The sequence below is a fragment of the Paenibacillus vortex V453 genome (genome assembly GCF_000193415.1).
GTDB classification, from domain to species: Bacteria; Bacillota; Bacilli; order Paenibacillales; family Paenibacillaceae; genus Paenibacillus_AQ; species Paenibacillus_AQ glucanolyticus.
In genome coordinates this window covers 1-13,944 of the sequence record NZ_ADHJ01000054.1, presented here as the reverse complement: position 1 = coordinate 13,944, position 13,944 = coordinate 1, and the positions used below count along the sequence as shown (strand labels likewise).

Sequence of the window (13,944 nt, the reverse complement as noted above, 5' to 3'; positions counted from 1 at the left end):
ATAAGATGACAGTTTCATATAGGAGCGACGTTTGAAGGAGGGGTACTTGCGTGATTGAAATCGAAAAGCCGAAAATTGAGACCGTTGATGTCAATGAAGAAGGAACCTATGGGAAATTCGTTGTTGAGCCTCTAGAGAGAGGATACGGCACGACGCTGGGGAACTCGCTTCGCCGCATCCTGCTGTCCTCACTCCCGGGCGCTGCAGTTACATCGATTCAAATCGATGGCGTACTTCATGAATTTTCCACGATTCCGGGTGTCATGGAAGACGTGACCGAAGTCATCCTGAACCTGAAAGCTTTGTCTCTGAAAATTCATTCCGATGAAGAGAAAGTGTTCGAGATTGATGCGGAAGGTGAAGGGGTTGTTACTGCTGGTGATATCCGTGCGGATAGTGATGTGGAGATTCTGAATCCAGATCTTCATATTGCAACGCTCGGCCCTGGTGCAAGACTTCATATGCGTATTTTTGCCAGTCGCGGTCGTGGCTATGTCCAGGCGGATCGGAACAAACGCGATGACCAGCCTATCGGCGTCATTCCCGTCGATTCGATCTACACTCCGATTAGCCGTGTGAACTACGGCGTGGAAAATACGCGTGTTGGTCAAGTGACTAACTACGACAAACTGACGCTTGAAATTTGGACGGATGGCAGCATTCGCCCAGAAGAAGCCGTTAGTCTCGGCGCGAAAATCTTGACCGAGCATCTGTTCCTCTTCGTGGGTCTGACCGACGAAGCCAAGGATGCAGAGATCATGGTTGAGAAAGAAGAAGACAAGAAAGAAAAAGTGCTTGAAATGACGATCGAAGAGCTGGATCTTTCCGTTCGTTCCTACAACTGCTTGAAACGTGCCGGCATTAATACGGTACAAGAGCTGACTACGAAAACCGAAGAGGATATGATGAAAGTCCGGAACCTCGGACGCAAATCCCTGGAGGAAGTTCAAGAGAAGCTTGAAGAGTTGGGCCTGGGACTTCGTACGGAAGAATAGCATAGATTCGGCTTAGCTTAGCAAAGGAGGGAAAAACACATGGCATACCAAAAGTTGGGCCGCGATTCCAGTGCGCGTAAAGCGTTGTTCCGTGACCTGGTAACCGACCTTTTCTTATATGAACGCATTCAAACGACAGAAGCCAAAGCGAAAGAAGTTCGTTCGATCGCTGAGAAACTGATCACAAAAGCAAAAAAAGGTGATCTGCACGCTCGTCGTCAAGTAGCTGCATTCGTGCGTCGTGAAACAGTAGATGGCGAACAAGATGCAATTCAAAAATTGTTCTCCGAAATCGCTCCACGTTACTCCGAGCGTCCAGGCGGATACACTCGTATCCTGAAGCTGGGTCCTCGTCGTGGTGACGCAGCTCCAATGGTTTTCTTGGAACTGGTGGATCGCGCGTAATTTAGCTTTGTTCCATTGAAGTGACTGTAGTTATGTATGCCCGGCTCTGTAGAGGTTTATTCTTAGAGCCATGAACGGGAAGTGGTGCGAGATATAGTCGATCATCTGGTTCGACTCGTCTCGACTACTCCATGGGCAGTAATAACGGGGACCTTCTAGTCATGTGGCTGACTCGAAGGGTTCGGCTTAACATGATGAAAAGGAGCTCCTATGGGGCTCTTTTTTTGATAATGTGTATTGGCTTTAGGCTGGTATCCCAATAGCTCCGAATAAGTGAAGGCGTCAAAACGCCTCAGTAGAACGAGCCTTGGAAATACTGAGCTAAAAAGCACTCAGGAGGCCAGCAATGCGTAATCTTCTGATGAGGGTCAGTTACGACGGTACCGATTATAACGGCTTTCAGACCCAGCCCGGTGGCCACACGATTCAGGATTATTTGGAGGACGCAATTCATCGCTTGTCCGGAGAACAGCTCAAGATTATTGCTTCTGGCCGGACGGATGCTGGGGTGCATGCACGCGCCCAAGTATTCAATTTCTACACAGCTTCTCCAATTCCCTTGGAGCGTTGGTGTATGGCATTAAACACCTGGTTGCCGGAAGATATCGTAGTTTCGGATGCGATGGAGGTACCTATGGAATTTCATTCCCGCCATGCAGCCAAACGCAAAACCTACCGCTATACGATCAATGCGAATCAGCATCCGGACTTATTCAATCGCCGCTATCAGATCCATCATTATGGACAACTAGATATCCCAGCGATGGAGCAGGGACTTCGTCATCTGATCGGAACGTATGACTATACAACGTTTGCGTCGCGGAAGTCGACGAAATCGTCCCATGTACGAACTATATTTGATGCCTGGTTTGAGAGGGATACCTCGATGTGCCGCCCCGGCACTAGAGATCAGGGGGTCATTCATACGTACTTATCCGGGAATGGGTTTCTGCAGCATATGGTTCGAATTATCATGGGCACGCTGATTGAGGTCGGGGAAGGCAAGCGTCATCCGGATGATATGAAGATCATACTGGAGGCCAAGAACCGGGCAGCAGCCGGGCCTACAGCCATGGGCAAGGGCCTGATGTTGTGGGAAGTGGAATACGATATCACCGGGAATGAGAATCCGCTTCAGGAATTCTGATGTTCCGGCGGTAATGCGCAAGGTTTCAGGTAGTAAACCTAAAAAACACTTGCGTAAGTGGGCGTAATCCTGTATTATATAAGTTGTGTTTTCTTAACGGCTCTCCCACAGCCCCGGTTAAGAAAATGCCGATTGCAAGACTGCAACACCATGACAATGCTTTACACATGAACGAAGATAAATGATGAAAATTAATGATGATTTTCGGACGAATACAAGGAGGAACTATACATGCGTACCACCTATATGGCGAAGCCAAATGAAGTTGAGCGCAAATGGTACATCGTTGATGCCGAAGGCAAGACGCTTGGCCGTTTAGCAAGTGAAGTTGCGGCTTTGATCCGCGGCAAACATAAGCCTCAATTCACTCCACATGTTGACACAGGGGATTTCGTGGTTGTTATCAATTCCGAGAAGATCCACCTCACTGGCAAAAAGATGGAGAACAAGAAATACTATCGTCACTCCCTGCACCCAGGTGGATTGAAAGTAACTGTTGCTCAAGACCTGATTGCTAAATACCCAGAGCGTGTAATCGAAAGTGCGGTTCACGGCATGCTTCCTAAAACTCGCATGGGCGAAAAAATGAAGCTGAGACTGAAAGCATATGCAGGCGCAGCGCATCCACATGAAGCACAAAAACCAGAAGCTTACGAACTTCGCGGTTAATTAAAAAGGAGGACAGTTTCATGGCACAAGTACAATACTATGGGACAGGTCGTCGTAAACATTCGGTAGCACGTGTACGCCTCGTACCGGGTGAAGGACGAATTGTCATCAATAAACGTGATATTAATGAGTACTTCGGTTTGGAAACACTCAAACTGATCGTTAAACAACCTTTGAATCTGACAGAAACACTGGGCAAATATGACGTGCTTGTCATCGCACACGGTGGCGGCATCTCCGGTCAAGCTGGAGCAATCCGTCACGGTATCTCCCGTGCTCTTCTGAAAGCAGATCCTGAATTCCGTCCTTCTCTGAAAAGAGCTGGATTCCTGACTCGCGACCCACGTATGAAAGAACGTAAAAAATACGGTCTTAAAGCAGCTCGTCGCGCACCTCAGTTCTCGAAACGTTAATATTCTCGATCTACCAAGCTCTTGGCCAATTATGGTCAAGAGCTTTTTTATGTTTGTCCACAATGATATGCACATAACCGCAGGTGAAACATGTGATATCACATCAAATAAAGCAGGTTGTGCACATGATGTGCACAACCTGAGGATATAGGAACCGATTGCACCTCCATCCCGCTGAAAATGACATCGATCACCACTTGACTTGATATGTAAATAGAGATATATTAATAAATGCAAATTAATTAAGTACTTAAATAATTAATATTTAATCATTAATTGGTTAAATGATTTTGAATGTGGTAAGGGGGATATTGTTGGATAAAAGTGAACAGATTTTCAAAGTATCATCTATGTTTCGTGCCCTGCTAAAGAACATATCGCAGGAATGGAAGAAATCCGGTGCCGGAAAGTACAATGTCACATACCCACAATTTCAAGTGTTGTATGTTTTAAAATTGCGGGGGCCGCAAAAGGTATCTGATCTTGCAGAGGCCTTGTCCTTGACCCCACCGGCAATTACGGGGCTGACGGATAAATTGGTCGCAGAAGGATATCTGCAGAAAGAGCGTGCTGAGGATGACCGCAGAGTCGTGAATATCACGATTATGGAGTCCGGGCTTGAGATCATTAGAAGTGTGAAAAGAGATCAAAAAGAAGTGATTCAGGGGTTCTTTGACAATCTCTCTGAAGAAGACATAGAGCATCTAAATCGGATTTTTTCCTTGATGCTGTCAAACATAGATAATCAAAATGGGTAGAGGTGGAGCATGGAGCATTTAACGCTTAAACGTAAAGTTTCAATTATGGTAGCCATTATGGCCGCAATGTTCTTCGCGGCCATTAACCAGACGATAACAAGCACGGCAATGCCGCGAATTATCGCTATTCTCGATGGCATGGATTATTATACATGGACCATCAACATTTATTTGCTGACATCAACCATAGCAACCATACTGGTTGGTAAGCTGTCTGATATGTTTGGACGTAAACCGTTCATCTTAATAGGTATATTATTTTTTATGTTGGGGGCCTTTCTAACGGGTACATCAACAGATGTGTACCAATTCATCATATACCGCGGTATTCAGGGTATTGGTGCCGGTATAATCCAATCGACAGCATTTATGTCTGTCGGTGACTTATTCCCACCTCGAGAACGTGGTAAGTGGATGGGACTCATGACAGCCGTATTCGGCTTCTCCAGTGTCCTTGGACCAACTCTTGGCGGATACCTGGTAGATAACATTGAGTGGCGCTGGTTATTCTGGATCTTCCTGCCGCTGGGCGTGGTAGCCTTTATCATGATCTGGTCGTTATTTCCGAAGGTTGAGCGCAAGACAGGACAGTCCGTTGACTATCTGGGCTCCTTGTTTCTTACAACTTCCATCGTTCCCTTGCTGCTTGCTTTCTCTTGGGCGGGCACGGAGTACCCTTGGGGGTCACCGGAAATTATCGGTCTTATAGCAGGCTCGGTTGTATCGGCCCTCATCTTTATTTTTATCGAGATGAAAGCCAAAGAGCCGATTCTGCCCCTCAGTTTGTTTAAGAACAGCGTAGTTACGGTATCCAATCTGATTGGATTCTTTATGAACTTTGGTTTGATGGGTGCCATGATTTATATATCCTTCTATGTTCAGGGCGTACTTGGTATCTCACCAACATATGCGGGTTATGTAACCATACCTATGTCGATTTTCATGATGGGTATGAGTGCGATAGCAGGCCAGCTTATTGCTAAGAGCGGTAAGTATAAACGTTATGCACTTATTGGAGTTCCAATTATGATGGTGGGCATGGGCATTATGGTGTTCATGGACAATATCTGGCTTACTGTGATCAGTACCGTGATTTTCGGTATCGGTTTGGGTCTGGGCATGCCGGTCTTCTCTTTAGCAACTCAGAATGCGGTATCTCACCAGGAGCTTGGCGTGGCAACGGCTTCGTCTCAATTGTTCCGTAATCTTGGAGGTACAATTGGTATCGCGGTTATGGGTACAGTTATGTCGAATAATCTGACGAAGAACCTGAAGGAATCACTTCAATCGGCTAATGCGCCGGATTTTAGCTCTGTGGATCCGCAGCTAGCGCAGCAGTTGCTGTCCTTCGCCAATCCGCAGACACTGATGAATAAGCCGCTCATCGAGCAGACACAGGCAAATCTTCCTGCTGATGTACAGCCTTTATTCGTACAAATGATCGACACGATCCGTGATGCGCTTGGGAATACATTGTCCATGGTGTTCCTGACAGGTACGGTAGTTCTGGCAGTAGCACTGCTGCTTGTCTTCTTCTTGAAGGAAATTCCGCTGCGAACGACAAATCAGGCACCTGCTCCAAAATCCGAGGACACGGATGGAAAAGGTTCCAGTCCTGTTGCCGCCAAAGCTGCAGAGGCAACCGTGGCAGTAGACTAAGTTTGCTATTTGTCAAAATGTTTGGAAATTGGGGTAACATGAAGACCTTTCCTGCTAGTGCAGGAAAGGTTTTTTCGTTTTTAAAGGTGTCGATTTGATGGTTGACATTTATTAGGATTGTTTTATACTGTATTTAATTCATATTATTTCAGTAGGATTATCGGGATTAATAACGGGGGAGGCATAATCATGAATTTGCTGGAGAAAGAAGATTTAATCAGAGTGCAGGCAGAAGAGCTTGAGCATGCAACGGCTGAGGAAGTCATAGCATTTGCGATCAAGACATTTCCCAATATAACGTTTGCTTGCAGCTTTGGAGCAGAAGATGTGGTATTGGTGGATATGATTCAGAAGATCAGCCCATCAACAGATATTTTCTATCTGGATACCGATTTTCATTTTAAGGAGACCTATGAAACTCGGGACCGGATGGCAGAGCACTACAGCTTGGAGTTTGTAAAGGTATCTCCTCTCATTACGCCGGAAGAACAGGCAGCTCAGTTTGGGGAAGAACTGTGGAGGGTTAGCCCGAACGAGTGCTGTAACATTCGTAAGGTAGAGCCGCTCACTCGGATTCTGTCCCAGTATGAAGCGTGGATTACAGGAATCCGCAGGGATCAAGCTCCGACTCGTGCCAATTCGAAGAAGATCGAATACGATACGAAGTTTGGTTTGGTCAAATTCAACCCCATTGCAGCTTGGACAAGTGAAGACGTGTGGAATTATATCCGTGCTAACGATATTATCTACAATCCGCTTCATGATCAGAATTATCCGAGCATTGGCTGTGAGTATTGCACTCGGCAGGTCTTTCCTGGGGAAGATCCGCGTGCAGGACGCTGGTCAGGACATGAGAAGACGGAATGCGGACTTCATAAATAAGAATCCATTAATGATGTTAATTCATTCATAGCAACAGAGGAGGAATCATTCATGACAGCCATACTCCCTCATGGAGGTACGCTGGTACAGCGGGTAGCCCACGGAGAAGAGCGTGACGTTATATTGAAGCAGGCAGACACTTTGTCTAAGATATCTGTTAACGCCTGGAGCATATCGGACCTGGATCTCATTGGAGTCGGGGCATTTTCGCCATTGCAAGGGTTTCTTAACGAGTTGGACTATAAGTCAGTCATATCCACGATGCGTTTATCTAATGGCACGGTGTGGAGCATTCCAGTCACACTGGCTGTTGATGAGGATACAGCGGCTAGCCTCGTTGTAGGCGAGAAAGCTGCGCTGGTAGGAGAAGAGGACGGTGTGATCTACGGCGTTATCGATGTAGAGAGCATCTATCAGGTAGATCAGCAAGTCGAGGCTGTTCAAGTATTTAAGACAGACGATCCGGAGCACCCTGGTGTAAAGAAACTTTTTGAACGATCGGCAATCTACGTAGGAGGCCCCATTCAAGTTTTGAACCGCCCGCAGCCGGCAAGGTTTGGGGAATTTTATTTTGATCCGGCAGAAACCCGTGAACAATTCAGAGCCAAGGGCTGGAATACGGTTGTCGGTTTTCAAACACGTAACCCGGTTCATCGTGCACATGAGTACATCCAGAAGAGTGCAATGGAAATTGTGGATGCACTTTTTTTAAACCCGCTTGTGGGGGAAACCAAATCAGATGATGTCCCTGCTAATGTACGAATGAAGAGTTATCTGACATTGCTGGAGAATTACTATCCTGAGGATCGTACCTTTTTGGGTGTATTCCCGGCTGCGATGCGTTACGCAGGGCCTAGAGAAGCTATTTTTCATGCGATCGTTCGGAAAAACTATGGATGTACCCACTTTATCGTCGGCCGGGATCACGCGGGGGTTGGCGATTATTACGGTACCTATGAAGCGCAGGAAATTTTCAGAAACTTCACGGCGGAAGAGCTTGATATTACACCTCTTTTCTTCGAACACAGCTTCTTCTGCACAACCTGTGGAAACATGGCCTCAAGCAAAACATGCCCGCATCCAAAAGAGAACCATCTGACCTTGTCCGGAACCAAGGTGCGTGGTTTGCTCCGGGAAGGTCTCTGTCCGCCGCCGGAATTCACACGTCCGGAAGTTGCTCAAGTGCTGATAGAGGGTATGAAAGAACAGATCACGGTATAACAGAAGGTATAAATAGCCACCTTGTCCCATATGATGGAGTAGAACAACTCATGGGACGAGGTGGTTTTGTTATGTCCAGGCGGAGATCGGACAAGGTTACGGTGTGGATATCGTTGAAGAGAATCAAGCAAACCATAATAGGGATCGCGCTGCTGGCACTGCTCATTATCGTGGTGACGTACGAAATCCCAACTGCCAAAACGTCCAATACCTGGAGTTTGCCGCTTTCCGGCAAAGTCATCGCACTCGATGCAGGACATGGTGGGCCTGATGGTGGGGCGGTAAGCCGGCAGGGTGTCATCGAGAAGGATGTGAACTTGGCCATAACCCTCTATTTACGTGATTACTTGCAGCAAGCCGGAGCTCTTGTCATCCTGACAAGAGAAGGAGACTACGACCTCGCTGCAGAAAGCACGAAGGGGTATTCCAAACGGAAAACAGAGGATCTCAAGCAGCGTGTGCGGAAGATTGAAGACAGCAAGGCGGATATGTTTATCAGCATGCATCTGAACAGCATTCCGTCCAATCGCTGGAGAGGGGCACAGACGTTTTTTCCTCCGAATAATGGGGACAGCAAAAAGCTGGCTGAATTAATCCAGGATGAGATCAGGAACAATCTGGAGAACACGCAGCGTCTGGCAAAAACGGACGATAAAATATTTTTGCTGCAAGCTCTGCGCATGCCGTCTGCACTGGTGGAGGTAGGTTTCTTGTCCCATCCACAGGAATCCGAACTGCTCAGGGATGAGAAATATCAGAGAATGGTCGCAGCTTCCGTCTACAAAGGAATTTTGCGTTATTCCTCCGGCGATTCCATCAGCGAGTCGTCACAAGCTGCAGAGTAATGGTATAATAGACGCGATATTGAAACATCTATTCCATTACATAGAGCAGAGGTGCTTATATGCTGACTAGAGAAACGGTACAGGAGATACTCCAGCCTTTACGTGATCCCGAAACTGGGAAGAGCTTGATGGAGCTCCAGCGTATTCGTGATATTGTTGTAAAGGAAAGCACGGTGCGGTTATCTGTGATTTACAGCAGCGAAGATGTACGCGCTTCCCTGGAAGCGCAGATCCGAGAAATCCTTGAAGCCATGGGGGCGGAAGATATTCATATCCGAATGCGCCCTCTTGACAGTAATGCAGGTGGACCTGCGCGTGCTAAAGAGCCAAGCAATGAGGACAAGTTGACGAAGGGACATGCTGCCGGCATGGAGGATAACACTCTCCTGAGCGAGCAGTCAGGGATCCATTTTATTGCGGTAGCCAGCGGTAAAGGCGGGGTAGGCAAATCCACCGTTACTGTGAATTTGGCTGCTGCCTTGGCTCGTCAAGGCAAGAAGGTAGGATTGATTGATGCTGATATTTATGGGTTCAGCGTGCCAGACATGATGGGGATTGAAGAAGGGCCAACCGTGACCGAAGACGGCGTGATTATTCCGGTTGAGCGTTTTGGTGTCAAAGTCATGTCGATGGGTTTCTTCATCCGCGAGAACAGTCCTGTGATTTGGCGTGGACCGATGCTTGGCAAAATGCTTCGTCAGTTCTTCAGTGATGTCGCGTGGGGCGAATTGGATTACATGCTGCTGGATCTCCCTCCAGGCACAGGTGATGTCGCTCTTGATGTGCATCAGATGATTCCACAGAGTAAAGAGATTATCGTAACGACTCCGCATGCAACCGCCGCTTTTGTTGCAGCCAGAGCAGGCGCAATGGCATTGCAGACTGATCATGAAATACTGGGTGTTGTGGAGAATATGTCATACTATGTATGCGCGCACGGTGGGGAGAAGGATTATGTATTTGGCCGTGGAGGCGGCGGAAAGCTGGCCGAGACACTTCATACCGAACTGCTCGCGCAGCTTCCGTTAGGAGGACCGGACAATCACCCTTCCGAGCCGGATTTCTCTCCATCCGTTTATAAATCGGGAACAGAGAGTGCAGTCATTTATGATGAAGTAGCCAGAAGAATTACGTCCAAGCTTGAAGACAACAACGAACGTAATTAAATTACTAATGTATATAAACAACAAGCTCCCATACAGGGAGCTTGTTGTTGTTTGAAGCTATGTGTCTAACCTCCGCCACCGCTTTCACCGCTCTCTTCTCCACCTTCGCCGCCATTCTCACTGCTTCCGCCACCGCTGCCCTGCTCGCCCTGCGCTTGACCTTCACCCTGTTTCTTTTTCTCTACCTTAGGCTGAAGCTCTTCCTTCACCACCGACTTGAGCAGCTCCAGAACCTCCATACGGAAGAGCGGATTTTGCATGGCTTCCTGCATTACGGTCATGGACTGTTTGCGATAGTCCGGCGTATTGGTCAGTTCAAGAAACGATTTCATGACATCCGGCGATTTCAGCATATCCTGAATGGCCTTTTGATACGTTGGATCTTTAATCAGCTGCATATGGAGCTGTTTGCTTTCGGAATTGATCGCTTTGGCAAAATCACCGGCAAATTTAGGGTCGGTCATAATCTTTTCGATTTCTTTTTTATACTCGTCCGACACTAGTGTATCCTTAACAGCCGTACGAATCTGTTCACCCGATTGAGCGGAAATCATCCGCATTCCCATCGACCCACTGCTGGAGGTACCTCCAGATCCACTGCCAAGCGCCTCTTCGACTGCCTTTTTTCCTTCGTCAGTTTTCAGAATGTCGACCACCATGGATTTGATTTCTTTATATCCAAGCTGCGGGGACGAGCTTTGTTCTGCACCACAAGCGGTAAGCACCATGGCAGCAACGAAGACGATAAAACATAAACGAAATAACGGCCACTTCATTACCGTTGTCCTCCTTTTGTCTTCTGTATAAGTACATCGATACATGTTTTCTTACGGTTCTACGGATAGTATGCGATGGTTTTGCGGAAATATGTCGGATTCAGAATGGTTTTTTATTGTGAACGTTGGTAAAATAATGATCTGTGGGGGTGGAAGTTACTTGAGCTTACGAAAGTGGTCTAAATTATTTTTGAAAACGCTGCTCGTTGGAGCAGTTGCTGCATTAATTGTAGGTCTGATACTGCAGCTGTTTAATGGTGCGATCGAATTCACAGGATGGGCCGATGTATTAATATACCCGTTGATTTTGTTAGGCTCGGGGGCGCTCGTGAGTGTGTATTCCCAGATGGGCTTTTTTGCATACCTGACTCTGAATTATATGGGGATAGGCATATTCCGCAGGAAGACCTGGCAATACATTCAGATTGTGCTCGCTGTTCTTGCATTACTGGAGCTGATGTTCTTCCGTACTTTCGTCGGGGGTTCAACAAGCTTACAGCAGGATTTGATTTTGGGAATCGCAATTCTGATTATCGCAGTTATGGTTGCTTATCTAAAAGTGAAGAGCACGAATGCTAATGCGTGGATTCCAACTCTCTTCTTTATGATGGCGATTTCCATTGTTGAGATTATCGGGGTACTCCAGATCGGAGTAAGCAACGCGACCATATTTATGGTGGTACCCTTGCTGATCTGTAATGCATACCAGATTCTGACGCTTCATAAAGTTACACAAGACGAAAAAAAGAGCTAATGCCATAGCTCTTTTTTTGTTAATCAATATGAGGTTACAGGGGGATACGAAGCATTAATCTTATAGTCCGCCAGCATCTTCAATGCTCTTCTGCAATGAAGCCTGATCTCGAACCTCCGTGCCTTGGGTGCTTCCTTGTTGAAGCAAGTCCGTTACTGTAACGAACTCATACCCCTGGTTGCGGAGCTCTTTAATGATCAGAGGCAGTGCCTCATGCGTCTGCTTTACGGAGTCGCTGGCATGCATCAGCACAATATCGCCCGGATGTGCTTTGGAGGTCACGCGCTCCACAATTTTATCTACGCCGATGTTCTTCCAGTCTCTGGAATCCGTATCCCATTGAATAACCGTATAGTTCAGGCTTTGCGCGATGCTGAGAACTCTCTTGTCAAAATCTCCATTCGGCATTCGTATTAATTTGGGTTCTTGTCCCGTCATTGCGGTTAAAATAGTATGTGCCGAGGTAATCTGCTTGCGGATCTCCTCATCAGTGAGGGTGCTGTAGTTGTCGTGCTTGAAGCCGTGACTCCCGATTTCATATCCGTTTTCCTTAATGGTATTAACAATATCGGGATGTGTTTTGCTCCATGGTGCAGACAGGAAGAAGGTTGCTTTCTGAACACCATTGTCTTTTAAGGCCTGTAAAATGGGTTCTGCGCGTTTTTCACCCCAACTGATGTCAAAGGTTAAGGCAATTTGTTTCTTGTCCGTAGACACGCTGTAAATCGCTGACGGGTTGTTCTCGGAGAAGACCGAGATGTTATCGCTCTCCACATAGATAACGCCGATTGCAAAGACGGCCGCGGCAAGAACGAAGAAAAACCGCTTAATCTTCCTGCCGTTGAATACATAAAAAGAATTCATAATACGTGCGCCCCTCTCCCTTCAGTGTGCAATAGCTTGTTTACTTTCAACATATGCTCGTACTTGTGAGTTATACCAATTTAGGAGGTTGCGAATGTTACGATTTAGCATTTTTCTTAAGGACTTAAAGTCAATCAGGAAGGCGCTGCTGCTATCGACCGTCTTATTTGTAGCTGGAATTGCGGCGGGATGGAGTTCGGAAGGATTCGAACAATTCCTCAAAAGCCAGCTGCAAGGATTGGGTGAGATCAGCCAGCAACTGGGCGCTTCCGATAATCCGGAATGGAACTTTTTTGTTTTTATCTTTCTGAACAACAGCATTAAGAGCGTGCTGGTCATGTTCTCGGGACTGCTGCTGGGTGTTATTCCATTTTTCTTCCTGATCATCAATGGGATGGTTATTGGATTTTTACTTAAAGTAGTGGAGGCCAGCGGAGAGAGTTTGTTTGATTTGATCGTGAAAGGGCTGCTTCCGCATGGAATTATCGAGATACCGGTCATTGTCATCGCTTGCGGATATGGTCTTGCTTTTGGCGGGCTGGTGCTTAGAAGTCTTGGTGGCATCTTTGCAGGAAGTGAACGCAGAAGCGGGATAGGCGCGGAGTGGCGCGGCTTTTGGCGCAAGCTGGGTACTGCATCTCTGTGGGTGGTTCTATTGCTGCTTGCTGCTGCGATTATAGAAAGTACAATTACGTTGTGGCTCATGTCATAATTTTCCCGGAAAGTGTGCATACCTAATAAAGCAGCTTAACAGAGTGAAGAGATCAGCTGCGTGAGCAAAAGACGTTCATCAGGTGCAGACAGCGTATATTCGGTTTAAAGATTCCGCCCCAAACGGTGAATCACCTTTACATAGGCAAGAGCAGCTTTATTCCGAGTGAGACGTTACTTGTTCACCTAACTATATAAGGAGGTCCTATCATGCTGGGAATGCTATTCAACGAAAAAGAGTGCAAAGAGCTTGATTACGTACTGCGAAAAGAACTGGATGAAATGCTGCTGGATTTGAGCGACCAACGATTGGACCACAACATCAGGCAAGCCATCGCTAACCGATATAAAACGGTATTCCGCATGTATGCCCGATTCGCCCCACAGAAAGAACTCTCCAAATATGCACGTAACGGGAAGTTTCCGCAAATCAAACATTAATATTGAGAAAAAGTGTTGACTAAACTGCTCAGTATATGGTAAATTAATTTTCGCTTCCTTTTCGAAGGTGATGCCGCCAACCGGCGGCCATCAAACTTCAAAACAAACTTCAAAAACTTTTTTTAAAAAAAGTGCTTGCAAAGTTGATAGGAAGTGTGATACATTATAAAAGTCGCCGCTGAGATGCGGATGACGAAAAAGAAACACAGATTGATCTTTGAAAACTGAACAACGAGTG

The 13,944-nt window shown here is 46.7% G+C and carries 16 protein-coding genes; 14 read left to right on the top strand and 2 right to left on the bottom strand.

Annotated features, from left to right (window positions below):
• Positions 1–50 precede the first annotated feature (50 nt).
• From PVOR_RS27780 to PVOR_RS27730, 11 genes are all read left to right on the top strand, one after another.
• Positions 51–995 (top strand): DNA-directed RNA polymerase subunit alpha, encoded by a 945-nt coding sequence (locus tag PVOR_RS27780; RefSeq protein ID WP_006212895.1) that lies wholly within the window; start codon positions 51–53, stop codon positions 993–995.
• A gap of 39 nt (positions 996–1,034) precedes the next feature.
• A complete protein-coding gene (gene rplQ, locus PVOR_RS27775) occupies positions 1,035–1,400 on the top strand; it encodes a 50S ribosomal protein L17 (protein WP_006212894.1) in 366 nt (121 codons plus the stop codon).
• A 346-nt stretch (positions 1,401–1,746) separates the two neighbouring features.
• The gene (gene truA, locus PVOR_RS27770; protein ID WP_006212893.1) at positions 1,747–2,547 is read left to right on the top strand and encodes a tRNA pseudouridine(38-40) synthase TruA; all 801 of its coding nucleotides are present in this window, start codon (positions 1,747–1,749) and stop codon (positions 2,545–2,547) included.
• A 231-nt stretch (positions 2,548–2,778) separates the two neighbouring features.
• Entirely contained in the window at positions 2,779–3,216 is a 438-nt protein-coding gene (gene rplM, locus PVOR_RS27765) for a 50S ribosomal protein L13 (protein ID WP_006212892.1), read from the top strand.
• A 20-nt stretch (positions 3,217–3,236) separates the two neighbouring features.
• Positions 3,237–3,629: a 30S ribosomal protein S9 gene (rpsI, locus tag PVOR_RS27760; RefSeq protein WP_006212891.1), complete on the top strand. Its 393-nt coding sequence runs from the start codon at positions 3,237–3,239 to the stop codon at positions 3,627–3,629.
• A 314-nt stretch (positions 3,630–3,943) separates the two neighbouring features.
• Positions 3,944–4,387 carry a MarR family winged helix-turn-helix transcriptional regulator gene (locus PVOR_RS27755; protein WP_006212890.1) on the top strand — a complete coding sequence of 148 codons (444 nt, stop codon included), beginning with the start codon at positions 3,944–3,946 and terminating at the stop codon, positions 4,385–4,387.
• A 9-nt stretch (positions 4,388–4,396) separates the two neighbouring features.
• A complete protein-coding gene (locus PVOR_RS27750) occupies positions 4,397–6,046 on the top strand; it encodes an MDR family MFS transporter (protein ID WP_006212889.1) in 1,650 nt (549 codons plus the stop codon).
• Between the two features lie 189 nt (positions 6,047–6,235).
• Positions 6,236–6,928, top strand: a complete 693-nt coding sequence (locus PVOR_RS27745; RefSeq protein ID WP_006212888.1) for a phosphoadenylyl-sulfate reductase — start codon at positions 6,236–6,238, stop codon at positions 6,926–6,928.
• A 51-nt stretch (positions 6,929–6,979) separates the two neighbouring features.
• Positions 6,980–8,149, top strand: a complete 1,170-nt coding sequence (gene sat, locus PVOR_RS27740; RefSeq protein WP_006212887.1) for a sulfate adenylyltransferase — start codon at positions 6,980–6,982, stop codon at positions 8,147–8,149.
• A gap of 71 nt (positions 8,150–8,220) precedes the next feature.
• A complete protein-coding gene (gene cwlD / locus PVOR_RS27735; protein WP_006212886.1) occupies positions 8,221–8,994 on the top strand; it encodes an N-acetylmuramoyl-L-alanine amidase CwlD in 774 nt (257 codons plus the stop codon).
• A gap of 59 nt (positions 8,995–9,053) precedes the next feature.
• Positions 9,054–10,160, top strand: a complete 1,107-nt coding sequence (locus tag PVOR_RS27730) for an Mrp/NBP35 family ATP-binding protein (protein ID WP_006212885.1) — start codon at positions 9,054–9,056, stop codon at positions 10,158–10,160.
• A 65-nt stretch (positions 10,161–10,225) separates the two neighbouring features.
• Here PVOR_RS27730 and gerD read toward each other — a convergent pair whose 3' ends face one another.
• Positions 10,226–10,936 carry a spore germination lipoprotein GerD gene (gerD, locus tag PVOR_RS27725; protein ID WP_006212883.1) on the bottom strand — a complete coding sequence of 237 codons (711 nt, stop codon included), beginning with the start codon at positions 10,934–10,936 and terminating at the stop codon, positions 10,226–10,228.
• 160 nt (positions 10,937–11,096) lie between these two features.
• On the opposite strand from gerD, the gene PVOR_RS27720 reads away from it, so the two are divergent.
• The gene (locus PVOR_RS27720) at positions 11,097–11,690 is read left to right on the top strand and encodes a KinB-signaling pathway activation protein (protein ID WP_036638446.1); all 594 of its coding nucleotides are present in this window, start codon (positions 11,097–11,099) and stop codon (positions 11,688–11,690) included.
• 60 nt (positions 11,691–11,750) lie between these two features.
• Here the strand turns inward: PVOR_RS27720 and pdaB are convergent, their stop codons facing one another.
• Positions 11,751–12,554, bottom strand: coding sequence for a polysaccharide deacetylase family sporulation protein PdaB (gene pdaB / locus PVOR_RS27715; protein ID WP_006212881.1), 804 nt, complete (start codon positions 12,552–12,554; stop codon positions 11,751–11,753).
• A 94-nt stretch (positions 12,555–12,648) separates the two neighbouring features.
• Here pdaB and PVOR_RS27710 point away from each other — a divergent pair, with 94 nt between their 5' ends.
• Entirely contained in the window at positions 12,649–13,266 is a 618-nt protein-coding gene (locus PVOR_RS27710; protein ID WP_006212880.1) for a stage II sporulation protein M, read from the top strand.
• Between the two features lie 209 nt (positions 13,267–13,475).
• Positions 13,476–13,706: a hypothetical protein gene (locus PVOR_RS27705; protein ID WP_006212879.1), complete on the top strand. Its 231-nt coding sequence runs from the start codon at positions 13,476–13,478 to the stop codon at positions 13,704–13,706.
• The last annotated feature ends 238 nt before the right edge of the window (positions 13,707–13,944 follow it).